The organism is Lentzea sp. NPDC036955, assembly GCF_055608005.1.
On record NZ_JBVJRC010000010.1, the window covers coordinates 45,547 to 67,351 of the forward strand.

Consider the following 21,805-nt stretch of genomic DNA (forward strand, 5'->3'; position numbering starts at 1 on the left):
ATGTCACCCGGAAGAAGTAGGCGCACCCGCTACGGTGGTGCAGGTGACGACGTTTCCGACGGTGCCCGCGGACCTGTTCCGCTTCACCACGGCGCCGAACGCGGAGCTGCACACCGCGGTCCTCCACGTGTTCGGCGAGGCGGCCGAGCGCCTTGAGACCGCTCTCACCACCGACGACCTCCACGAGGAGCTGCGCAGGACGCACCGCCCGGTCGGCGACGAGGAGCTGAAGACCGCTCTCGGGAACCTCGGGCGGTGGGGTCTCACGGAGACGGTCCAGCGGCACGCCGCGCACTTCACGACCGCGGCCGAGTACGAGCGCCACAACGTCGTCCACGTCCTGACCCGCCACGGCGAGGCCGCCGTCGCCGCCACCAGGGAAGCGCTGAGGACGATCACGAGCCGCGGCGCGCTCGACGCCTCCCACCTCGACGCCATCGCCGACCGCCTCGAAGCGCTGGCCGCCGCCGAGACGCGCACGAAGGCGACGCTCCGGGAGCTCGAAGCGCACCTGGACGCGTTCCGCACGGACATCGTGCTCTTCGTCGGCGAGCTGCAGCGCGGGGAGCACGTGCCCACCGCCGACACCGTCGGCCACCTGCAGGGGTTCGTCGAGGACCTGGACGCGCGCAAGGACCGCATCCGCCGCGCGCTCGCCGGGCTCACCCGTGATGACCTGCACGAACGCGTAGAGGAGCTCACCGCCTGGTCGCGGCGGCTCGACCGGCTCGAGGACGTCGTCCGCGCCGCCATCGTCGACTTCCTCGGCAAGCTCGACCGGATCGGCGAGCAGCGCCGCAAACCCACCAACACCGCCGCCGACTTCCGGGCGCTCGCGAGCTGGTTCGCGCGCACGAGCGACGACGACGAGGCGCACGCGCTGTTCAACGCGGCGTTCGGGTTGTGGCCGGCCAGGCACGCGCACCTGCAGCACGCGGACGGCGAGCTGATCCCGAGCGCGGAGCCGTGGCACAACACGCCCGCGGTGCCGGTGTCGCCGCAGCTGCGCAAGTCCGGCCGGCAGGAGCACATCGGCGCGACCGGCAAGGTCCGCGACGTCGAGCAGATCCGCCGGGCGCGCAAGGAGCAGGCGCAGCGGGAGCGGCAGCAGCTGGAGCTCGCCTGGCAGCAGCTGCAGACCGACGGGCCGATCCGGATCTCCAGCCTGCAGGAGCTCGACCACGACACGTTCGACCGGCTGCTCGACCTGGTCGGCAGGGCGCTCGGGGCGATGCCGGACAGCACGGGCACCCGCGCGGCCTCCACCAGTGACGGCCGGGTGCACATCAGGCTGCGCAACGCCCGCGGGTGGGCGAAGATCACCACGCAGAGGGGTACGTTGAGCGGCCCGGACTACGTGATCGAAGTGCAGCGCCGATGAGCCGGACCGGGAACCAGCTCGCGCGGTTGGAGAGCGAGGAGGTGGCGCGTGGCATCAGGATGCTGCTCGCGAGCCCGTTGCTGACCGCCGCGCTCGAACCGGACGGCTTCGACCTGGTGCGCCGCCGCCGTGAGCCGATCACGAAGTGGTTCGACTACTACTGCGGCTGGCGGCTGCACGTCGAGCCGCGCGCCGGGTACGCCCGGCTGACCAAGACCACGCAGCGGCCCGACCCGACCCGGCCGGCGCGGCGTGCGCGGTCGGGACGGGCGCCGTTCGACCGCCGCCGCTACACGCTGCTGTGCGTGGTGTGCGCGGAGTTGCTGGCCGGTCCGGCGACGACGATCGGCCTGCTCGCCGACCGCGTGCGGCAGACGACCGCGCTGGAGGGGTTGCCGGTGTTCGACCCGTCCCGCCGGGACGAGCGGTCGGCGTTCGTGGACGTGCTGCTGTTCCTCGAACAGCACGGTGCCGCACGGCCTGTCGACGGCAAGGCGGAGAGCTTCCTCGACCAGCCCGGCGCGAAGGTGCTGTACCGGGTGGACGCCGCGCTCGTCACCCGGCTGCTCGCCGCGCCTGTCGCACCGTCCACAGTGGATAGCATTGAGGGCCTGACCCGGGAGAACCGCTACGAGGACGACAGCTCGGCGGTCCAGCGCACGACCTGGACCCGGCACTCGGTGCTGCGGCGGCTGGTCGACGACCCGGTCGTGTACCGCGACGAGCTCACCGAGGACCAGCGGGCGTTCCTGGCCTCGCCGAGCGGGCGCAAGCTCGTGCACACCGCGGTCGGCATCGCCGGGTGCACGCTGGAGGAGCGCGCGGAGGGCTTCCTGGTCGTCGACGCCGACGCGATCGCGACGGACACGCGGTTCCCCGATGACGACGACCACGCCAAGGTCGCCGCGCTGGTCCTGCTCGACCGGCTCGCCCGGGGCGACGCGACCGAGGACGACCTGGTCGCGGAGACCGACGAGCTGCTGACCCGGTTCCCCAACTGGGCCAAGGCCTACCGTTCGGACGGCGGTGCCGCCCGGCTCGCGCAGGACGGGCTCGCGCTGCTGCGGGCGTTCGGGCTGGCCCGCGTCGAGGACGGCAACGTGAGCAGGCTGCCCGCGGCAGCCAGGTACGCGGTCGAGGAGCTGCATGACTGACCGGTGGCAACCCAGCCGCGCCGGCATCATCAACGTCTGGCGCTACTACGACGAGATCTTCACCTTCCACGAGGGCCGGCTGCTGCTCAGGGGCCCGAACGGCACCGGCAAGTCGAAGGCGCTCGAACTGCTGCTGCCGTACCTGTTCGACGCGAACCTGCGCCCGCACCGCCTGTCGACGTTCGGCAGCGCGGACCGCACCATGCACTGGAACCTCATGGGCGAGGGTGTGCACGGCAGCACACGCGTGGGCTATGTGTGGCTGGAGTTCCAGCAGGGCGAGCGCTGGTTCACCTGTGGCGCGCGATTGCAGGCGACCACGAACACCAACAACGTCACCACGCACTACTTCACCACCGACCAGCGCGTCGGCGACCTGGCGCTGGTCAACGAGGCCGGACGGCCGCTGACCAGCTCCGACCTCGCGACCGCGATCGGTGAGCACGGCGCCGTGCACCCGTCTCCGGCCGAATACCGCGACACGGTCCGCACGACGTTGTTCCCCGGCGTGAGCGAGCAGCGCTACGACTCGTTGATCACGGCCCTGCTGCAGCTGCGCACGCCGAAGCTGTCCGAGCGGCTCGACCCGAGCGTGCTGTCGACGTTGCTGTCCAGGGCACTTCCGCCGCTGGACACCACTGAGCTCGGGGAGATCGCCGAGGGCTTCGAGCTGCTCGACGGGCAACGCGAGGAGCTGCGGCGGCTCAACGAGGAGATCGCCACGGCCGACGTGCTCGCCGCACGTCAACGCACCTATGCCCAGCGCGTGCTGCGTGCGGCGGCCACGGCGCTGACGTCCGCCGAGGCGGAGCTGGCCGAACGCACCCGTGCCGCCGAGGAGAGCGAGCAGCGCTACCACCAGCAGGTCTCCTACGTGGAGCAGAACGCGGAGCAGCTCACCGCCCTGATCGCGGAGGCGAGCGGGGTCGAGGCCGAGATCACCGGCATCACCGAGCTGCCCGCCTACCGGAAGGGCAAGCAGGTCGACCGGCTGCGCCGTCAGCTCGACACCGCGAGCGCGTGGGCCGCCGCTGCCGCCGCGCACGCCGAGAAGCTGCGCGCCCGTGCCGCCGAGGACGCCGACCGGGCGGCCGCGGCCAGGTCCACGGCCGCTGACCGGGCCGAGCACCTGCGCAAGTCCGCCACCGAGGCCGAGCACGCCGCCGAACGCGCGGGCATGCCGTCGGTGTTCGGCGAGCTCGACCGCGGCACCGACGTGCGAGTGCAACGCCAGCTGCTCGACGCGGCCGTCGACGCCAGGACCGCGCAGGTCGCCGACGTGCGGCGGGTGCTCCTCGCGCACGAGGTGGCCCTGCACGTGCAGAAGGCGGCGCAGCAGCGGCTGGAGGAGACCCGCGACGAGCTGGCGCAGGCCGAGCAGGCGGAGGTCCAGGCGCAGAAAGCGCACGAGCAAGCGTTTGCGCGCTTCGCGGAGGAGTTCGCGACGTGGGCCCGCGGCTGCTCCGAGCTGACGCTGGCCGACCCCACCGAGATCGTGCCCTCCGCCGTCGTGGAGGCCGCCGCGCTGGCCCGTGAGGAGTTCGCACGCGCCGAGGCGACGTTGCACGAGAGCCGCAACGCGCTGAACCGGCAGCTCTCGCAGTACAACGCCATCCGCGAGAAGCTGGCCAACCAGGTCGACGTGCCACCTCCGGCGCCTTACACCCGCGACCTCGACCACCGGATGACGGCCGCGGGCACCCCGCTGTGGCGTCTCGTCGAGTTCCACCCGGACGTGCCCACCCCGGTGCGCGGGTCCGTCGAGGCGGCACTGGAGGCGTCCGGCCTGCTCGACGCGTGGCTCACGCCGGTCAACTCGTACGGCCTGAGCGACGAGGACCGCTTCGCCGAGCCCCTGCTGGCCGCGCCCGCACCCGGCCGCACCCTGCTCGACGTGCTGACCAGCGAGGACAACCGCGCCCGGCAGCTGCTCGAAGGCATCGCGTTCGGTGAGACCGCGACCGGTCACACGGCGGCGATCGGCGCCGACGGTTCGTGGCGGCTCGCGGCGGCCCACGGTCGCTGGACCAAGCCGGAGCCCACCTACATCGGTACCTCGGCACGGGAGCGGGGCCGTTCCCGGCGCATCGCCGAGCTCACCGCGTCGATCGAGGAGCTCGCCACCGACCTCTCCGGCCTCGACGCGGCCCTGTCGCTGCTGTCCGTGCGCCGCGCGACCCTGGCCGGTGAGATCGCCCGCCAGCCCAGCCACGACCCCCTGGAGCTCGCCGAGGAGCAGCGCACGCGCGCCCAGCTCCGTTGTGCCGCACGGAAAGACGCCGTCGCCGCCGCGACCACCCGGTGCGCGGAGGCCGACCTCGCCGTCACCGAGGCCCTGCGCGCCGTGACCGCGCTGGCGACCGACCTGCCCACCACCGAGCAGGGGCTCGACGCGGTCCTGGCCGCGGTCGCGACGTTCCGCACCACGGGCCAGCGCTGGCTGGACGACCGCCTCGACGCGGCCGCCGCCGAAGCACTGGCCGCCGACGCCGTGGCCCGCGCCGCCACCAGCGCCGAGCTCGCGGAGGAGGCCTCCGACTCCGCCGCGACGCAACAGCAGGAAGCCGAGGGGCTCGCGATCGTCCTGGAGACCGTCGAACGCTCCTCCGGCGCCGAGTACCAGGAGCTGGACCAGCAGCTCGTCACGTTGCGCGCGCAGGCCCGTTCACTGCTCGACTCGCAGGAGGCGTTGCGGCACAAGCAGACCTCGCTCGCGCGCGTCCTCGGCACGTGGGAGGAACGCCGCAAGGCCGACACCGCCCGCGCCTTCGAGGCCACCACAGCCCGTGACGCCGCGAGGACCCGGTTCGGCCACCTGATCGGCAGCCGGCTGCCCGCCGACGCCCTCGTGTCCACATCGGACGCCGCGGGACTCGTCGAGGAGCTGGCGGACGTCCCGTTCGAACAACGCCTGATCCGCGACGCCGAGGCCCAGCTCAACAACACCGTGCACGACGCACGCCACCAGCTCGCCGGCCGCGTCGACCTCTCCCTCGAACCCGACGACGACGTCACCCTGCTCACCGCCACCGTGAACGGCGTGAGCACCGGCGCCTCCGGCCTGCTGGCCACCCTGCGCTCCGACCGCGACCGCATGCTCGCGCACATCGCCGACAGCGAGCACGCCCTCTTCGACCAGCTCCTCACCGGCGACACCCGCCGTCACCTCGCCCAGCGCATCAGCTCCACCATCGACCTCGTCGACACGATGAACCAGCGCCTGGAGCGCGTGCAGACCGCGTCGAACATCCGCGTGCAGCTCGTCTGGCAGGTGGACCCGCAACTCCCCCTCGGCACCTACGAGGCCCGCGACCTCCTGCTCCGCGACCCCTCCGGCCTCAGGGACGACGAACGCGCGACCCTGCACCAGTTCTTCCGCGAGCGCGTAGAAGAGGCACGCGCCCACGGCACCGCGACAGGCTGGGAACAACAGCTCGCCCAGGTCCTCGACTACACGACCTGGCACCAGTTCGTGGTGAAGGTCGACCGCGGCGACGGCTGGATCCCCGTCACCAAACGCGTCCACGGCGCCCTGTCCGGCGGCGAGAAGGCCATCGTCCTGCACCTCCCGCTGTTCGCCGCGGCTGCCGCCCACTACCAGGCCACCCCGACCGCACCCCGCCTGATCCTGCTCGACGAGGTCTTCGTCGGCGTCGACGCCACGAACCGGGGCCAGCTCCTGGAGCTGCTCGTCGCGTTCGACCTCGACCTGGTCCTCACCTCGGACCACGAGTGGTGCGACTACCAGGAGCTCAGCGGCATCGCGATCCACCAGCTGACCACGGGCACCGACGGCGACGACGCGGTGACGACGGTGCGGTTCACGTGGGACGGCCACAGCCTGCAACCGGACGAGTCGTGACCTGGGGGTGAGAGCGCTTCCAGGTGGTGTTGCGGCGGTTCCCGGAACTCGTGCTCGCCGCTGAGCCCGAGTGGCGGGTGGTGCTTCATCCGAGGCTTGGCGACATCTCGCGTGCGACCGAAGCCCTGACGGCTGCTCGGGCGGCCGACAGGTCGTCGACCGCGTAAATCTCCGGACAGGAGGCGATGACGAGGTCCTTGTCCGACGCAACGGTCAGCAGAGAAACTTTCTCCGACAACGAGCTGGCTTGCCGGACAACTCCCTTGGCGTCGACGCGGATCAGCGTGACCCACGTCTCTGACCAGGGAAAGTCCGCGACGGCGCTGGATTTCCGCAGGCCTTCCACATCGAACTCGGCAAATCTGGGCATGGCACCAAGATTAACCACTGAAGGTTGCGGAAAGCCAAAGATCACCCTTTCACCGCAATGCAGCCAGCAGATGGGACAGGTTGACACCAACGGCGTCGGCCAACCGGCGCACGACTTCTGGAGCGGGTGCCAGCGGGTGGGTGTCGCGGGTGAAGGGCAGGCCCTCGCCGCCGGAGAACTTCGACTGCGGGGTGACCGGCGCGAGGATCGGGTAGACCCGCCAGCGCGGGACCTTGGAGTCCGCCATGGCGAGCGTGTTCTCGTGCCACAGCATCACGGCCGACTGGCGGATGTTCCGCGCGAGCACGCACCCGTAGCCCGTGAGGGTGATGGCGCGGGCGGCGGCGCGGACCGGGTTGCGGAAGTCGCCGTCCACGACCCAGACGCCGTTCATCAGCTCCGCGGACAGCCCTTCGGCCTCCAGCGCCGCGATGGTCTCCGCGTGCTGGTCGTCGGCGGCGGCCGTGGCCAGTTCCACGACCTCCTGCACCTCGGTGGCGGTCACGACGCGTGCGCCGGCCTCCGTCGAGTGGTGCAGCAGCCGTTCGACGTGGCGGTCCTCCGCGTAGGCGGCCCACTCCTGCGCCTTCTCCCACGCCGTGCGCGCGATGACGTCCGCCTCGGAACCACCGCGCAGACGGGCGTCCTGCAGCAGCTGTGCGAGCACCACGGCGATGACGGAGCTCAACAGGCCGTCGTCGCGCGTCTCGTCGTCCTCGGGCACTAGAGAAACGACCAGGTCACGCAGCTCCGCGCGCCAGCTCTCGTCGCCCGCCCACACGCCGACGGCGAGCAGGTTCAGGTAGTGGTCCGCGATGGCCATCCGCACGAGCAACGGCTGACCGGCCGCCTCCCGTGCGTCACGGCGCGCGGTGGCCTTGACCTGCTGCCGTTCCGCGGGGTCCACCGCCGTGACGCGGATCTTGTCGAGCTCGTCGAGGAAGTCGTCCCACCGGTCGTCCGAGAACCGGGCGAAGACGTCGTCCACCTCATACCTCCTGCTGCAGCCGGGCGACGGCCTCGAGTACTCGTCTGGTGCGCGCCACTTCGTGCGCGCGGAACACCGCGGCGCCCGCCACCGCCGCGATCGCAGTCGCGACGAGGGTGCCCTCGACGCGCTCGTGCAGTTCAACGCCGAGGGTCTCCCCGACGAAATCCTTGTTGGACAACGCCATCAGCACCGGCCACCCGGTGGCGACCAGCTCGTCCGTGTGCCGCACCAGCGCGAGGCTGTGCCAGGTGTTCTTGCCGAAGTCGTGCGTGGGGTCGATGAGCACGCTCTTGCGCGGCACGCCCAGGGCGACCACCTTCTCCGCGTGCGCCGTCGTCTCCGCGACGACGTCCGCCACGAGGTCCGGGTAGCTCACCCTATGCGGACGCGTCCGCGGCTTCACGCCCCCGGTGTGCGAACAGACGTAACCGGCGCCGTACTCGGCAGCGACCTCGGCCAGCCGCGGGTCCGCGCCCGCCCACGTGTCGTTGAGCAGGTCCGCACCGGCCTCGCAGGCCAGCCGGCCGACGTCGGCGCGCCACGTGTCGCTGCTGATGATGAGGTCCGGGTACGCGTCGCGCACACGGGCGATGAACGGCACGACGCGGCGCACTTCTTCTTCGGGGTCGACGAGGTCGCCCGGACCGGCCTTCACCCCGCCGATGTCGACGATGTCCGCGCCCTCGCCGACCACGCGGTGGACGGCCTCCATGGCGACGTCCTCGGCGTAGGTGGCGCCCCTGTCGTAGAACGAGTCCGGGGTGCGGTTGATGATCGCCATCACCAGCGCGTGGTCGCGGACGACGGTCCGGCCGCGGAACTGGAGCTCGATCACATCCCGTGTCTACCAGGCGGGCCCCGGCCTGTGCACATGGCGGACGTCTCATACTGCCCTGCGTGGAACTGGTGAAAGCGGTCGACGCGCTGTGGGACCGGGGATGGTTGCCCTACGACGTTCGCGAGATCGTGTCGCGTTCGCTCGACGAGTCGGCCACCTCGCTCGTGGTGGACGTGATCGCTTCGTCCTGTTCGCCCCATGCCGCGAGCACGGTGCACCCGCGCTGGCAACGGCAGCTGGACGAGATCGGCGCCGCGGTCTGGTGGGAGGGACCGCTGCTGGAGGCGTGGGCGGCACGGCACATCGAGACGGCGTCCTACGCGTCCCGCACGGCCGCGGAGCTGCTCGCGTTCCTGAACCGGCTGCCGACCCTGCCGCGGATCCTGCCGCTGCCCGGTGACGCGCTGAGCGGTCTCGTGCGCGCGGGTGTGGATCCGAAGGTGCTCAACCGGGTGCGCGGGCTGCTGGCGAAGGCCGAGTCGACGTCGTTCCCGGAGGAGGCGGAGGCGCTGTCGGCCAAGGCGCAGGACCTGATGAACCGGCACGCGCTCGAACGGGCGGTGCTGGACGCGGACCTGCCGCAGCTCGCGACGTCGCGGCGGATGTGGCTCGACAAGGCGTACTTCAAGGAGAAGTCGCAGCTCGTGCACGTGGTGGCGGAGGCATCGCGGGCGCGTGCGGTGGCCTACGACGGGTTCGGGTTCGTCGCGCTCGTGGGCGACGAGGTGGACCTGGAGATCGTGGAGCTGCTGTCCACGTCGTTGCTGGTGCAGGCAACGCGCGCGATGGTGGCCGCCGGCGGGAAGGAGACCAAGGGCAGCGAGGCGCGGTCGCGGCCGTTCCGCAAGTCGTTCCTGATCGCCTACGCGTCCCGGATCGCGGAGCGGCTGCACACCGCCGACGAGCCGGTGCCGGACGAGCGGCTGCTGCCGGTGCTGGCGAACCGCAGGAAGGCCGTGGACACGTTGTTCGACGAGATGTTCACGCGGACGCGGACCTCGCGCGTGACGGTGCGGTCGGCCGCCGGGTGGGGCGCGGGGCGGGCGGCGGCGGACGCCGCGGACCTGGGAACGGGCCAGAAGGCCGTGCCACGGGGCTGACCCCGTACCCGTTCGAGTGAACTCCCCCTTCCCGGGGCCGTCCCGGGGCAACCGGGGCCGAAAACCGTCAGACCCCCTCCCTAACGTCAACCCCATGCCAAGCACCTACCAGAACGAGACGAAGCTCGGTGAGGTCCTGTACCGGCTGAGCGCCACGACGGACGCGGACGAGTCCGTGGTCCTGGACCTGCTGGGGTCCGCCCCCTCGGGGGAGGTGGTGGCCGACGGCCGCCTCAGGCTGCCCTCCGAGGGCGGGGCAGCCGTCGGCAAGCTGCTCTCCCGCGTCCTGGGCGCCCACACGCGCCTGCGCGGCCGCCCAGCCCGCCACGCGAACGCCAACCAGCCCTGGACCGACTCCCTCGACTCCGACCTCCGCGCAGCCTGGCTCACCCCGTCCACCGACGACGCCACCGTCCTCATCCGCGCACTGGGCGAGGAGATGCAGCGCTCCTCGACCGCCATCCGGGCCCGCCTGGCCCGCGTGGGCTGCGACCCGGACGTGCCCGGCCGCGAGCTCTCCTCCACCGCCGCCGCACTGCTAGGGGGAATGTCAGGGCAGCCTCAGGGGAAGACCTGATTCGGCGGACCCCCGCGGCGGCGGACCCTGGAGCAGTACGCACCAGAGTCTTCAGGGGGTAACCGTGGAAATCACCGGCCTGATCAGCGCCCTGCTCATCGGCGCCTTCATCGGCGGCCTCGGCCGCCTGGTGGTCCCCGGCAGGCAACACGTCTCGCTGCTCACGACGATCCTCGTCGGCATCGCGGCGGCTCTGCTGGGCACCGCGGCGGCCACCGTCCTCGGCGTCGCCGACACCGCGGGCATCGACTGGATCGAGCTGGCCCTCCAGGTCGGCCTGGCCGGCGCCGGCGTCACCACCCTCGCCAACCGCCGCACGAGGTCCCCCCTCGTCCACTGACCCACCCCTCGTGGCCGGCTTCCCGCCGCCACCGGCCGGGTGGACCCGTCAGTGCCCCACCCGGCCTTGCCCACCGCACAACCTCCCCACAAACCGCACCTCTCCCGACCGCCGACCGCCCTCGCGCCAACCGCCGTCGCACAGCCCGCCGGCACCTCGGCCCGTCACCGGTCCCCGGTCGCACCTCACCCCGCCCTCGGCGCCCGCCGCGCACACCCCGTGCCTTGATCCCGCACGCCTCGCGCGCCGCCCGCCGTCCCCGCGGCCCACCTCCCCGGCCCTTCGACGCGCCCGCTTCCCCGGCCACGCCCTGCACCGCGTGCCCCGCAAGCGCCCGCGCCGACCACCGCCACCCCGGCACGCGCATCCTCGGCCGCCCGCCGCACCCCGGCCACGCCCAACGCGTGCTCCGCAAGCGCCCGCGTCAACCACCGCCACCCCGGCACCCCGCGGTCTCCGACGCGCCCGCTGGCTCCCAACCACGCCTCACGCGTTGCTCCGCAAGCGCCCGCGTCAACCACCGCCATCCCCCGGCACCCCGCGGATCTCCGACGCGCCCGCTGCCCAGCCACGCCTCACGCGTTGCCACGCAAGCGCCCGCACCGTCCGCCGCCAACCCGGCACCTGCGGTCCCGGCACGCCCGCCGCACCCGGCCACGCCCCACACCCGTGTCCCACAGCGCCCGCGCCGACCGCCGTATCCCTGACCACGCATCACGTCCCGTGCCGCCCCAGGCCCGCACCTCAACGCCAGGCCCACCTCACCCAGCGACGAGAGGAGCACCTCCCACCACACCACCAGCTGGCTCGCCCAGCCTCACCAACGCTCGCACCCGTCACAGGACCGGTCCCGCCGCCAGGCCCGTTCCCTCCCCCGGCTCCCCAGGGCCCCGGCGCGCCCGCTGCTCCCGGCCGACTCCCGTCGCCGGCACAGCGCCCGCGCCGCTTCGCGCCACAGGCCGCCTCACCCCACCCACCACCGGCAACAGGCCAACCCATCCACCACTGACACCCCCAGCGGCCGCCCACCCCAACCCACAGCAACCCCACCGCCCAACCGCGGGGAGAGGAAGGTGCGAATCAGCAGGAAGCGAACTCGGCGAGCAGACCGGAGGCCACCTCCACGTCCGGGCTGAGCTGGCGGTCGGACATGTCCGGGTTGAGCTTCGACTCGGCGAGCTCGAAGGCCGCGCGCAGCTCCGGGGTGTCGGGCACGATGCCGCGCAGCCGCAGGGCGCGCACGGCGGCGACGATCTCGCAGGCGAGCACGAGGCGGAACGCGCCCAGCGAGCGCAGGGCCTGGCTCGCGGACTGGAAGGCGAAGCTCGAGTTCTCCTCCTGGCCGCGCGAGACGACGGCGTTGCCGATGCTGGCCGGCTCGGCCAGGGTGCGGACCTCGGCGAGCGCGGAGTTGGCGCTGTACTCCAGGATCATCACGCCCGAGCTGCCGCGCACGCCTTCGGCCAGGAACGGGTGCAGGCCGGTGAAGTTCGGTTCGACGAGGGTGGCGAGCCGGGCGGTCGAGAGGTGACCGGTGTGCAGCAGGGCCAGCCGCAGGCGGTCGAGGGCCTGGCCGAGGTACGCGCTGTGGAAGGCGCCGTGGTGGTAGGCGGCGTCGTCCTCGGGGCCGAAGTGGTCGGAGACGATGAGCGGGTTCTCGGCGGCGGCGTTGAACTCGACGTCGAGGACGCGGCCGAGGTCGGTGGCGGCGTCGACGGCGGGGCCGTGGATCTGCGGGAAGCAGCGGTAGCCGAACGGGTCCTGGATGCGTGCGGGCGGACGGGACGGCTCGCCGAGCAGCCTGCGCATCTCGGCGGCGACGGCGACCTGGCCGGGGTGCGGGCGGCCGAGGTGGACGCGTTCGGCGTAGGCCTCGACGGCGCCGTCGACGGCGAGGAACGACAGGGCGGCCACGACGTGGGTGGCCCTGAGCAGTTCCGCGGCGTCGTGCCAGGCGAGGCCCGCCATGCCGATGGTCAGGGCGTTGCTGCTGATCAACGCGAGGGCGTCGCCGGAGTCGAGGTCGATCGGGTCCGGGGTCTGCGTGGACCCGAGCCAGTAGCGCTCGCCGATCAGGGTGAGGCCGGTCTCGGCGAGTGCGGTGAGGTCGCCGGTGCCGATCGCGCCGTACTCGTGCACGCCGGGGTAGCAGCTGCTGTTCAACGCCGCGAGCAGGGCGTCGGCCACGGCACGGCGGACGCCCGCGCCGCCGGCGAGGAGCTGGTTCAGGCGCACGACCATCATGGCGCGCACCTGTTCCTCCGGCAGCATGCCGCCGAGGCCGCCGGCGTGGCTGCGCAGCAGGCGCAGACCGTGCTCGGCCCAGCCTTCGGTGGTGACGAGCTGGTCGCGGTTCGCGCCCACACCGGTGGTGCGGCCGTACACCTGCCTGCGCACGACGAGGCGCTGGCTGGCGCGCCACGACGCTTCGAGGCGGTCGAGCCCGTCGGCGTGCAGGACCACCGGCGTGTGGTACCTGGCGACGCGCAGGACTTCGTCGCCGCCGAGGGACTGACCGTCCAGCACGACAGGGGTGTCATCGACCATGGCGACAATGTGAACACATAGGGTTCACAGGTGCTCGTACTGCATGGCCTGTGCACGACCGACGGCGCGCTTGCGCTGTGGGCCGAGGATTCCGGGCTGCCCGCACGCAGTGAGAGCAGCCGCCGGGACGCACCGCATCCGTTCGCGGCCACGGCGGAGTCGCTCGCGGCGGCGCTCGGGATCGACGACGAAGGGGCGACGTGGCGCGCGTTGCTGCTGCCCTCCTACGCGTCGGGTCCGATGGCGTCGCCGGAGCTGGTGCGCGACCCGCTCACGGCGGGCCGGGCGCAGCGCGGCAAGGTCGGGCTGAAGCAGTGGGGTGTGCCCACGATCCGGTTCGGCGACCGGCCGGAACCGGGTCCGGACGTGCGGTTGAGCGACTCGGCGCGGTTCGTGTTCGACGTGGCGGGCTTCGCGGCGGACCTCGTCACGCGCGGGCGCGTGCTGCCCTCGGTCGCACCGGACCGGCCGCGGGCGCGGTGGGTGCCAGTGCTGTCGGGCACGGACTCGGCGCGGTTCGCCGCGTTGCAGGCGGCGATGCCGCCCGCGTGCCGCTGCGAGGAGATCGCCGCCGACCCGGCGGAGCTGGTGCGCGCGGCGCTCACGGCGGTGGTGGACGAGCAGGTGCGCGCCCGCCTCGACAAGACCTCGCTCGCGCCGCGCCGCCGCGGGCAGCAGACGACGGCGGAGGCGTGGCTCGCCGCGCTGACCGGGGACCCGGAGTTCGACGCGGACCCGGTGGAGCTCTACGAGCTGCGCGAACAGCTCGACCGGTGGCGGCAGAGCGCGGGCAGCGAGAGTCCGGTGCGCACGTGCTTCCGGTTGCGTTCGCCCGAGCAGCGCGGCGAGGACGAGTGGGCGGTCGAGTTCCTGCTGCAGGCCGTCGACGAGCCGAGCGTGCTGGTGCCCGCGCACCAGGTGTGGTTCGCCGACGACGCCGTGCTGCGGCGCTGGATCCCGGCGCCGCAGGAGCACCTGCTGGCGGACCTCGGCCGCGCGAGCCGGCTGCACCCCGACCTGGACGAGGCGTTGCGCGGCGCGCACCCGGCGGAGCTGGAGGTCGGAACCGAAGGCGCGTACCGGTTCCTGACCGCGGCGCCGGTGCTGGCGCAGGCCGGGTTCGGCGTGCTGCTGCCGTCGTGGTGGCAGCAGCGGGTGCGGCTCGGGTTGAAGCTCACCACGAAGAGCCGCGGCACGGCGGGGACCGTGGCGAAGGAGAGCGAGATCGGCCTGAAGTCCATCGTGGACTACAGGTGGGAACTCGCTCTGGGCGAGGACTCGCTCACCGACGCGGAGCTCGCCGAGCTCGCCAGGGCGAAGGTGCCGCTGGTGCAGGTGCGCGGCCAGTGGGTGCAGGTCGACCAGAAGCGCCTGGCGGCGGGGCTCGCGTTCCTCCAGCGCGGCGGTGGCCAGATGACCGCCGCCGAGGTGATGCTCCACAGTGGACTGACCGAGGAGGACGAGAGCCTGCCGCTGCCGCTCACGTCGGTCGAGGCGGACGGCTGGCTCGGCGACCTGTTGTCCGGCAGGGCCGACGAGCAGATCGAGCCGGTCGAGCCGCCGGCGGGCTTCGGCGCCCGGCTGCGCCCGTACCAGCAGCGCGGTCTGGCGTGGCTGGCGTTCCTCGACAAGATCGGCCTGGGCGCCTGTCTCGCCGACGACATGGGCTTGGGCAAGACCGTGCAGTTGCTGGCGCTGGAGGCCCTGAACCGCGCGAACGGCAAGCGCCCGCCGACCCTGCTGATCTGCCCGATGTCGGTCGTCGGCAACTGGCAGCGCGAGGCGGCGAGGTTCACGCCGGAGCTCTCCGTCCACGTGCACCACGGCGCCGGCCGCCTCGACGGCGACGCCCTGCGCGAGGCCGTCGAGAGCCACGACCTGGTCCTCACGACGTACGCGCTGGCGGGCCGCGACAGTGCCGCGCTGGGCGACCTGACCTGGGACCGGGTCGTGCTCGACGAGGCGCAGAACATCAAGAACAGCGCCACCCGCCAGTCCCAGGCCGTGCGCCGGCTCAAGGCCCGCCACCGCGTCGCCCTGACCGGCACCCCGGTGGAGAACCGCCTCGCCGAGCTGTGGTCGATCATGGACTTCGCGAACCCCGGCGTGCTCGGCACGATCAACACCTTCCGCGCGCGCTTCGCGGTCCCGGTGGAACGCCACAACGACAAGGACGCCGCCGCCCGCCTGCGCAAGATCACGAACCCGTTCGTGCTGCGCCGCGTGAAGACCGACCCGCGCATCATCAGCGACCTGCCGGACAAGGTCGAGGTGCGCCAGCTGTGCAACCTCACCACCGAGCAGGCCTCGCTCTACCAGGCCGTCGTGAACGACATGCTGGAGAAGATCGAGGAAGCAGAGGGCATCGGCCGCAAGGGCCTGGTGCTGGCGACGATGTCGAAGCTCAAGCAGGTCTGCAACCACCCGGCCCACTTCCTGGGCGACGGCTCCCGCATCTCCGGCCGCTCCGGCAAGCTCGCGCGCCTTGAGGAAGTACTCGAAGAGGTCCTCGCCGAGGGCGACAAGGCGTTGTGCTTCACGCAGTTCACCGAGTTCGGCAGCATGCTCGTGCCCCACCTCGCGGCCCGCTTCGACACCGAGGTGATGTTCCTGCACGGTGGCACCGGCAAGGCGGCCCGCGACCGCATGGTCGAACGCTTCCAGGACAGCACCGGCCCGTCGCTGTTCCTGTTGTCCCTCAAGGCAGGTGGCACCGGCCTCAACCTCACCGCCGCCAACCACGTCATTCACCTGGACCGCTGGTGGAACCCCGCGGTCGAGGACCAGGCGACGGACCGCGCGTTCCGCATCGGCCAGAACCGCAACGTCCAGGTGCGCAAGTTCGTCTGCATCGGCACGCTCGAAGAACGCATCGACACCATGATCGAGGAGAAACGCGCACTGGCCCAGCTGGTCGTGGGCGCGGGCGAGAACTGGCTCACCGAGCTGTCCACCTCCCAGCTGCGCGACCTGCTCACGCTCTCCGGGGAGGCCGTCGGTGAGTGACCACTGGTCCGGTGAACACCCCCGCTACGGCAGGACCATCAAGGCCGACAACGGCATCAGGGCGAAGAGCCAGCGCGGCGACATCGCCACCACCTGGTGGTCGCGCCGCTTCCTGGAGGTCCTGGAGTCGTTCGGCATGGGCGGCCGCCTGACCCGCGGCCGCACCTACGCGCGCCAGGGCCAGGTGCTGAGCCTGTCGCTGTCCACGAGCATGGTGATCGCCCTGGTCCAGGGCTCCCGCCCCACCCCGTACCGGGCCCGCATCGCGATCAAGTCGTTCACCACACCCGAGTGGCAGCGCATCGAACACGCCCTCGCCGGCCAAGCCCTCTACACCGCGAAGCTGCTGGCCGGCGAGATGCCCCGCGACATCGAGACCCTCTTCGCCGGCCTCGGCCTGCAGCTGTTCCCGGCGACGATGCGCGAGCTGACGATGGACTGCACCTGCCCCGACTGGGAGGTGCCCTGCAAACACCTGGCCGCCACCTGCTACCTGCTGGCCGAGTCCTTCGACAACGACCCGTTCGAGATCCTCGCCTGGCGCGGCCGCGGCCGTGAGGACCTCCTCGACCGCCTCCGCACCCTCCGCGGCGCCACCCGCACGACGGTGACCCGTGAGGAGGTCCCGCCGCTCACCCAGTGCCTCGACACGTTCTGGCACCGCCAGACCACGACCGCGATCCCCCTCGGCGACCCGACGGCCGCGGTGCGCCCGGACGCGGTCCTCGACCAGCTCGACGCGGTTCCGATCTCCGTTCGGCGCGACAACCTCGTGGACCTGCTGCGGCCGGCGTACTTGCGGCTCGCCGAACCGCCTCCCGATGTGACCGGCACGTGAGCGATTTGCGGGATGCTGGCCAGATGAGGGAGAAGCTGACCTGGCTCGTCGTGCCGGTCCCGCTGTTGCTGGTGCTCATGGGGGCCGTTTTCGCCTGGGGCAACATCCTGTTCGTCATCAGCGAGCACGACGAGATGTGCGCGCGAGGCCTGGTCTACGAGAGGGCAGTGCTCAAGGAAGAACTGCAGGACCCGTGGACGCTCACGAGCACCTGCGTCTTCGAGGACGGCCGCACCCACGACGAACAGCCGACACCGTGGGTGCCACCGCTGCTCGTGGTGCTCGCTTCGGTGACCGTGCTCTGCGCCGTCGTCGGTGGCTGGGCCATGTGGACCCAGAGGTCCGCCGCCCGTGCGGGCGGTTCCGAGGACCAGTCGCACTGACCAGCGAGGTCAGGAATGCGGATGGCGGGCACACCCGCCTCGGGGGCCGGTAGCCGTGAGTGCGCCGCCCGGAGGTCCGCGACCCGTCCCCGTGGCCGCGGACCCCTGGACGACCCCGGCGGCTAGCCGCCGGCCACCGAGGGCAGGATCTGGATCTCGGCGCCTGCCGGGAGTGGGGTGGCCGGGCCGGAGAGGCGGCGGCACTCCTCGCCGTTGACGTAGAAGTTGACGTAGCGGCGGAGGGTGGAGCGTTCGTCGCGCAGGCGGCGGTCCAGGCCGGGGTAGGTGTCGGCGAGGACGTCCAGGGCGGCGCCGAGGGTGGCGGGTTCGGGGACGTCGACGTCGACGTGGGAAGCGCCGGCCGTGGCGGTGCGCAGGACGCCGGGGATCAGGACGGTGACCTTCATGCGGGCACCGCCGGGGTGAGCGCGGACGCCGCGTGGGCTGGCACCACGGCGGACTTGGGCGCCACGGACTCGGGCCTTGCTGCGGGCCTGAGGGCTGTGTGGGCAGGCGCCGCGGCGGGCCTGGACGACAAGCGCGCCGGGACCGCGGCGCGACCGGGTGTCGCGGGTGTCGCGGGTGTCGCGGGTGTCGCGGGTGTCGCGGCGAGCCTGAGCACCGCAGGCGCGGGCCTTGCGGCGGGCCTGGGAGTCGCGGCGGGTGGGGGCGCTGCGGGACGGGGTGCCGCGGGTGGGGACACCACGGTTGGGAGCGCCGCGAGTAGAGGCGTCGCGGAACAGAGGGCCGCGAGTGGAGGCGGAGGCGCCGCAGGCACCAGCGCCGCAGGACGGAGCGCCGCAGGTGGAGACGCCACGAGTTGAGGCGCCGCGGAACAGAGGGCCGCGAGAGGAAGCGCCGCGAGTGGGCCGGCGGGCGTCAAGGGAGCACCGCCGCGCGGATCGACATCACGTCGGGCAGGTGGGCGGCTACCTGGTGCCAGGTCTCGCCCTCGTCGGGGCTCGCGTAGACCTCGCCGGAGCGGGAGCCGAAGTAGACGCCGGGGGTGGGGGCGGTGTCGGTGCACATGGCGTCGCGCATCACGGCGGTCCAGAAGGCGTCGGGCAGGCCGGCGCCCAGGGCCTGCCACGACGAGCCGGCGTCGCGGGTGCGGTAGACGCGGCACTTGCCCTCGGGTGGGAAGCGGCGGGCGTCGGCCTCGATCGGGAACGTGAAGACGGTGTCCGGGTCGTGGGGGTGCACGACCATGGCGAAGCCGAAGTCGGTGGGGAGGCCGTCGGCGATGGACTGCCAGGTGTCGCCGCCGTCGTCGCTGCGGTAGACGCCGTGGTGGTTCTGGGCGTAGAAGCGGGACGGGGACGAGGGGTGCTGGGCCACCTTGTGGACGCACTGGCCGAACTCGGGCCACGGATCGGGGAAGAAGTACGCCTTGATGCCCTTGTTGCGGGCCTCCCAGGACTTGCCGCCGTCGGCGGTGCGGTAGACGCCGCCGGTGGACATGGCCACGAGCACGCGGTCGGGGTCTTCCGGGTCGGGGACGATCGTGTGGACGGCCTGGCCGCCGAAGCCCGCCGACCACTCGGGGCGGTGCGGGTGGTTCCAGAGGCCCTCGACGAGCTCGAACGTGCGGCCGCCGTCGGTGGACTTGAACAGCGCGGAGGGCTGGGTGCCCGCGTAGACGACGCCGGGCTGGGTGGCGGGGGCCGGCTGGAGCTGCCAGACGCGTTCCAGGGAGGCGTCGGCCGGGAACGCGATCGGGGGTGACTCCGGTTCGTCCCAGGTGGCGCCGAGGTCGTCCGATGTGGACACGCCGGGGCCGAAGTGCGGGGACGACACCCCGGCGAGCAGGCGGGTGCCCCCGCGGGTGTCGAACGCGACCGCGTACACCTCCTGCATGGGGTGGTGCGGGCCGTCCACCTGCCACGTCACGCGGTCCTCGCTGCGGGCCAGCCACAGGCCCTTGCGGGTGCCGATCGCCAGCAACACCGTCATCTCGCGCCTCCTCGAAGATGTGATGTGGGGCACGTTACGCCGGGGGTCTGACAATTTCTGATGGTGGAGGAAAGGCCACGTAGACCCGCAAGTTACTCACTGGTAGCGTCCGGCGGAGAGACGAAGGAGGCTCCCCCGTGCTGCTCGACCCGAACCACTACGACCCCGCGCACCTCGACGACGAGACCCGCCGCCTGCTCAAGGCCACGGTCGACTGGTTCGAGGCCCGCGGCAAGCGGCAGCTCATCGCCGACGCCCAGGACAAGGTCTGGTACGCGGAGTTCCTCGACTTCGTGAAGCGGGAGAAGCTCTTCGCCACCTTCTGCACGCCCGCGAGCGTCGACCCCGCCAAGCGCTGGGACGCCGCACGCAACGCCGCGTTCAGCGAGGTGCTCGGCTTCTACGGCCTGCAGTACTGGTACGCCTGGCAGGTCACGGTGCTCGGCCTCGGTCCGATCTGGATGAGCGGCAACGAGGAGGCCAAGCAGAAGGCGGCGGCGCTGCTCGACTCCGGCGCCGTCTTCGCGTTCGGCCTCTCCGAGAAGGAGCACGGCGCCGACGTCTACAGCACCGACATGATCGTCACGAAGACCGCCGACGGTTACCGCGCCAACGGCAGCAAGTACTACATCGGCAACGGCAACGTCGCCGGCATGGTCAGCGTCTTCGGCAAGATCGACGACGAGTACCTCTTCTTCGCCGTGGACAGCCAGCACGAGAACTTCAAGCTGGTGAAGAACGTCGTCGACAGCCAGATGTTCGTCAGCGAGTTCCGCCTGGAGGACTACCCGCTGACCGACGCGGACGTCCTGCACCGCGGCCCCGACGCCTTCTCCGCCGCGCTGAACACCGTCAACGTCGGCAAGTTCAACCTGTGCACGGCCAGCATCGGCATCTGCGAGCACTCCTTCTACGAGGCGATCACCCACGCCCACAACCGGATCCTCTACGGCAACCCGGTCACCGACTTCCCGCACGTGCGGCAGAACTTCGTCGACGCCTACGCCCGCCTCGCCGCGATGAAGCTCTTCGCCGATCGCAGCGTCGACTACTTCCGCAGCGCCGGCGAGGACGACCGCCGCTACCTGCTCTTCAACCCCATCACCAAGATGAAGGTCACGAGCGAGGGCGAGAACGTCATCGACCTGCTCTGGGACGTCATCGCCGCCAAGGGTTTCGAGAAGGACACGTACTTCACCCGCGCCACGGCCGACATCCGCGCACTGCCCAAGCTCGAGGGCACCGTGCACGTGAACCTGGCCCTGGTGCTGAAGTTCATGCCCAACTACCTGTTCAACCCCAAGGACTACGCCGAGGTCCCGACCCGCCACGACGCGAGCGACGACGACTTCTTCTGGCACCAGGGCCCCGCGCGCGGTCTCGGCAAGGTCCAGTTCCACGACTGGGAGCCGATCTACGCCGAGCACGCGCACCTGCCGAACGTGGCGCTGTTCCACGAGCAGGCGAACGCGCTCAAGACCCTGCTCACCACCGCGGCACCGGACGCGGAGCAGCAGAAGGACCTCGACTTCCTGCTGAACCTGGGTCACCTCTTCACCCTGGTCGTCTACGGCCAGCTGGTGCTGGAGCAGGCCAAGACCACCGACACCGGTGACGCCGTCGTAGACCAGATCTTCGACGTGCTGGTCCGCGACTTCGCCGGGTACGCGACCGCGTTGCACGGCAAGCCGAGCAGCACCGAGGCCCAGCAGCAGTGGGCGGTGCAGCAGATCCGCAAGCCGCACGTCGACCAGGCCCGCTTCGACGCCGTGTGGCAGCAGGTGGTCGCGCTCTCCGGCCGCTACGAGATGCGCCCCTAGCCCTGGTAGCGCTCCAACGCCGTGATCAGGAGTTCGAGCCCGAACTCGAACTCCTGGTCGTGGTCGTAGGTCCCCAGCTCGTCGATGACCTCCGCCGACAACGGGAACGCCGCCGCGTCCACGCCCTCGAACGGTGAGAGCGCGATCCCGCCGAGCTCCGGCGACGTCGCGACCTCCCTCATCAGGGTTCCGAGCAGGTACGACACCATCGCCCGCATCATCCCGACGGCGACCTTGCCGCGGAAGCCGGCCTTCTCGATGTTCACCAGCGCGGCCTCGATGGTCCGGAACCCCGCCTCCCCGCTCAGCCGCCGGGTCGCGAGCAGCACGAACGCCCGCGGATGCTGCCGCGCGAGCTCCCGCACCGCACGCGCGTGCGCACGGACGTGGTCGCGCCAGTCGTCGCTGTCGACGTGATAGGGCTTGGCCTGCGCCATGATCCGCTCGGCGGCGAGGTCGACCAGCACCGCCTTGTTCGGCACGTGGTTGTACAGCGACATCGTGCCCGCGCCCAGCTCCGCCGCGAGCCGCCGCATCGAGACGGCCTCCACGCCCTCGCGTTCGATCAGCCGCACCGCCACATCCACGATGCGGGCGCGGGTCAGCGGTTCACGGGGCGAGGACACTGGCGAAGACCATACGACG

Annotated in this window: 17 protein-coding genes; 10 read left to right on the top strand and 7 right to left on the bottom strand. The window is 71.9% G+C overall.

Annotated elements, in window-relative coordinates:
• The first annotated feature begins 43 nt into the window (after positions 1 to 43).
• The 3 genes from ACZ7CF_RS31760 to ACZ7CF_RS31770 are packed head-to-tail and all read left to right on the top strand — an operon-like array spanning position 44 to position 6,397.
• The gene (locus ACZ7CF_RS31760) at positions 44 to 1,381 is read left to right on the top strand and encodes a TIGR02677 family protein (RefSeq protein ID WP_470371310.1); all 1,338 of its coding nucleotides are present in this window, start codon (positions 44 to 46) and stop codon (positions 1,379 to 1,381) included.
• Complete coding sequence (locus tag ACZ7CF_RS31765) at positions 1,378 to 2,535, top strand: TIGR02678 family protein (protein WP_470371311.1); 1,158 nt, start codon at positions 1,378 to 1,380, stop codon at positions 2,533 to 2,535. Before ACZ7CF_RS31760 ends, ACZ7CF_RS31765 begins: the two co-directional genes overlap by 4 nt.
• Positions 2,528 to 6,397: a TIGR02680 family protein gene (locus ACZ7CF_RS31770; RefSeq protein WP_470371312.1), complete on the top strand. Its 3,870-nt coding sequence runs from the start codon at positions 2,528 to 2,530 to the stop codon at positions 6,395 to 6,397. The genes ACZ7CF_RS31765 and ACZ7CF_RS31770 overlap by 8 nt, the downstream gene beginning before the upstream one ends.
• Before the next feature lie 85 nt (positions 6,398 to 6,482).
• Here ACZ7CF_RS31770 and ACZ7CF_RS31775 read toward each other — a convergent pair whose 3' ends face one another.
• From ACZ7CF_RS31775 to folP, 3 genes are read right to left on the bottom strand one after another with little or no spacing between them, the layout of a single operon-like run.
• Entirely contained in the window at positions 6,483 to 6,767 is a 285-nt protein-coding gene (locus ACZ7CF_RS31775; RefSeq protein ID WP_360400652.1) for a hypothetical protein, read from the bottom strand.
• Positions 6,768 to 6,816: 49 nt separating this feature from the next.
• A complete protein-coding gene (locus tag ACZ7CF_RS31780) occupies positions 6,817 to 7,755 on the bottom strand; it encodes a hypothetical protein (protein WP_360400649.1) in 939 nt (312 codons plus the stop codon).
• Position 7,756: 1 nt separating this feature from the next.
• Positions 7,757 to 8,593: a dihydropteroate synthase gene (gene folP, locus ACZ7CF_RS31785; protein WP_360400646.1), complete on the bottom strand. Its 837-nt coding sequence runs from the start codon at positions 8,591 to 8,593 to the stop codon at positions 7,757 to 7,759.
• Between the two features lie 62 nt (positions 8,594 to 8,655).
• On the opposite strand from folP, the gene ACZ7CF_RS31790 reads away from it, so the two are divergent.
• The 3 genes from ACZ7CF_RS31790 to ACZ7CF_RS31800 all read left to right on the top strand — a co-directional run bounded on the left by ACZ7CF_RS31790 (position 8,656) and on the right by ACZ7CF_RS31800 (position 10,613).
• Positions 8,656 to 9,696 (top strand): DUF2786 domain-containing protein, encoded by a 1,041-nt coding sequence (locus tag ACZ7CF_RS31790; protein WP_470371313.1) that lies wholly within the window; start codon positions 8,656 to 8,658, stop codon positions 9,694 to 9,696.
• 94 nt (positions 9,697 to 9,790) lie between these two features.
• Positions 9,791 to 10,273, top strand: coding sequence for a hypothetical protein (locus ACZ7CF_RS31795; protein WP_470371314.1), 483 nt, complete (start codon positions 9,791 to 9,793; stop codon positions 10,271 to 10,273).
• Between the two features lie 64 nt (positions 10,274 to 10,337).
• A complete protein-coding gene (locus tag ACZ7CF_RS31800; protein ID WP_360400637.1) occupies positions 10,338 to 10,613 on the top strand; it encodes a GlsB/YeaQ/YmgE family stress response membrane protein in 276 nt (91 codons plus the stop codon).
• A gap of 1,080 nt (positions 10,614 to 11,693) precedes the next feature.
• Here ACZ7CF_RS31800 and ACZ7CF_RS31805 read toward each other — a convergent pair.
• Entirely contained in the window at positions 11,694 to 13,160 is a 1,467-nt protein-coding gene (locus ACZ7CF_RS31805) for an aromatic amino acid ammonia-lyase (protein ID WP_470371315.1), read from the bottom strand.
• Between the two features lie 30 nt (positions 13,161 to 13,190).
• On the opposite strand from ACZ7CF_RS31805, the gene ACZ7CF_RS31810 reads away from it, so the two are divergent.
• The 3 genes from ACZ7CF_RS31810 to ACZ7CF_RS31820 are packed head-to-tail and all read left to right on the top strand — an operon-like array spanning position 13,191 to position 17,387.
• Positions 13,191 to 16,166: a DEAD/DEAH box helicase gene (locus tag ACZ7CF_RS31810; protein ID WP_470371316.1), complete on the top strand. Its 2,976-nt coding sequence runs from the start codon at positions 13,191 to 13,193 to the stop codon at positions 16,164 to 16,166.
• Positions 16,159 to 17,004 (top strand): SWIM zinc finger family protein, encoded by an 846-nt coding sequence (locus tag ACZ7CF_RS31815; protein WP_470371317.1) that lies wholly within the window; start codon positions 16,159 to 16,161, stop codon positions 17,002 to 17,004. The genes ACZ7CF_RS31810 and ACZ7CF_RS31815 overlap by 8 nt, the downstream gene beginning before the upstream one ends.
• A 23-nt stretch (positions 17,005 to 17,027) precedes the next feature.
• Positions 17,028 to 17,387, top strand: a complete 360-nt coding sequence (locus tag ACZ7CF_RS31820; RefSeq protein ID WP_470371318.1) for a hypothetical protein — start codon at positions 17,028 to 17,030, stop codon at positions 17,385 to 17,387.
• A gap of 122 nt (positions 17,388 to 17,509) precedes the next feature.
• Here the strand turns inward: ACZ7CF_RS31820 and ACZ7CF_RS31825 are convergent, their stop codons facing one another.
• The gene (locus ACZ7CF_RS31825) at positions 17,510 to 17,794 is read right to left on the bottom strand and encodes a ubiquitin-like small modifier protein 1 (RefSeq protein ID WP_360400622.1); all 285 of its coding nucleotides are present in this window, start codon (positions 17,792 to 17,794) and stop codon (positions 17,510 to 17,512) included.
• Positions 17,795 to 18,266: 472 nt separating this feature from the next.
• Entirely contained in the window at positions 18,267 to 19,340 is a 1,074-nt protein-coding gene (locus ACZ7CF_RS31830) for a WD40/YVTN/BNR-like repeat-containing protein (RefSeq protein ID WP_360400619.1), read from the bottom strand.
• Positions 19,341 to 19,477: 137 nt separating this feature from the next.
• On the opposite strand from ACZ7CF_RS31830, the gene ACZ7CF_RS31835 reads away from it, so the two are divergent.
• Positions 19,478 to 21,160: an acyl-CoA dehydrogenase gene (locus tag ACZ7CF_RS31835; RefSeq protein WP_470371319.1), complete on the top strand. Its 1,683-nt coding sequence runs from the start codon at positions 19,478 to 19,480 to the stop codon at positions 21,158 to 21,160.
• On the opposite strand, the gene ACZ7CF_RS31840 is transcribed toward ACZ7CF_RS31835, so the two are convergent.
• Positions 21,157 to 21,786: a TetR/AcrR family transcriptional regulator C-terminal domain-containing protein gene (locus tag ACZ7CF_RS31840; protein WP_360400613.1), complete on the bottom strand. Its 630-nt coding sequence runs from the start codon at positions 21,784 to 21,786 to the stop codon at positions 21,157 to 21,159. The two genes, ACZ7CF_RS31835 and ACZ7CF_RS31840, sit on opposite strands and share 4 nt — an antisense overlap.
• Positions 21,787 to 21,805 lie beyond the last annotated feature (19 nt).

Bases quoted from the DNA above. Each gene is read 5' to 3' on its own strand.
- ACZ7CF_RS31820 (WP_470371318.1), top strand. From the start codon at position 17,028: ATGAGGGAGAAGCTGACCTGGCTCGTCGTGCCGGTCCCGCTGTTGCTG.
- ACZ7CF_RS31795 (WP_470371314.1), top strand. From the start codon at position 9,791: ATGCCAAGCACCTACCAGAACGAGACGAAGCTCGGTGAGGTCCTGTAC.
- ACZ7CF_RS31770 (WP_470371312.1), top strand. From the start codon at position 2,528: ATGACTGACCGGTGGCAACCCAGCCGCGCCGGCATCATCAACGTCTGG.
- ACZ7CF_RS31805 (WP_470371315.1), bottom strand. From the start codon at position 13,160: ATGGTCGATGACACCCCTGTCGTGCTGGACGGTCAGTCCCTCGGCGGC.
- ACZ7CF_RS31830 (WP_360400619.1), bottom strand. From the start codon at position 19,340: ATGACGGTGTTGCTGGCGATCGGCACCCGCAAGGGCCTGTGGCTGGCC.
- ACZ7CF_RS31825 (WP_360400622.1), bottom strand. From the start codon at position 17,794: ATGAAGGTCACCGTCCTGATCCCCGGCGTCCTGCGCACCGCCACGGCC.
- ACZ7CF_RS31765 (WP_470371311.1), top strand. From the start codon at position 1,378: ATGAGCCGGACCGGGAACCAGCTCGCGCGGTTGGAGAGCGAGGAGGTG.
- ACZ7CF_RS31775 (WP_360400652.1), bottom strand. From the start codon at position 6,767: ATGCCCAGATTTGCCGAGTTCGATGTGGAAGGCCTGCGGAAATCCAGC.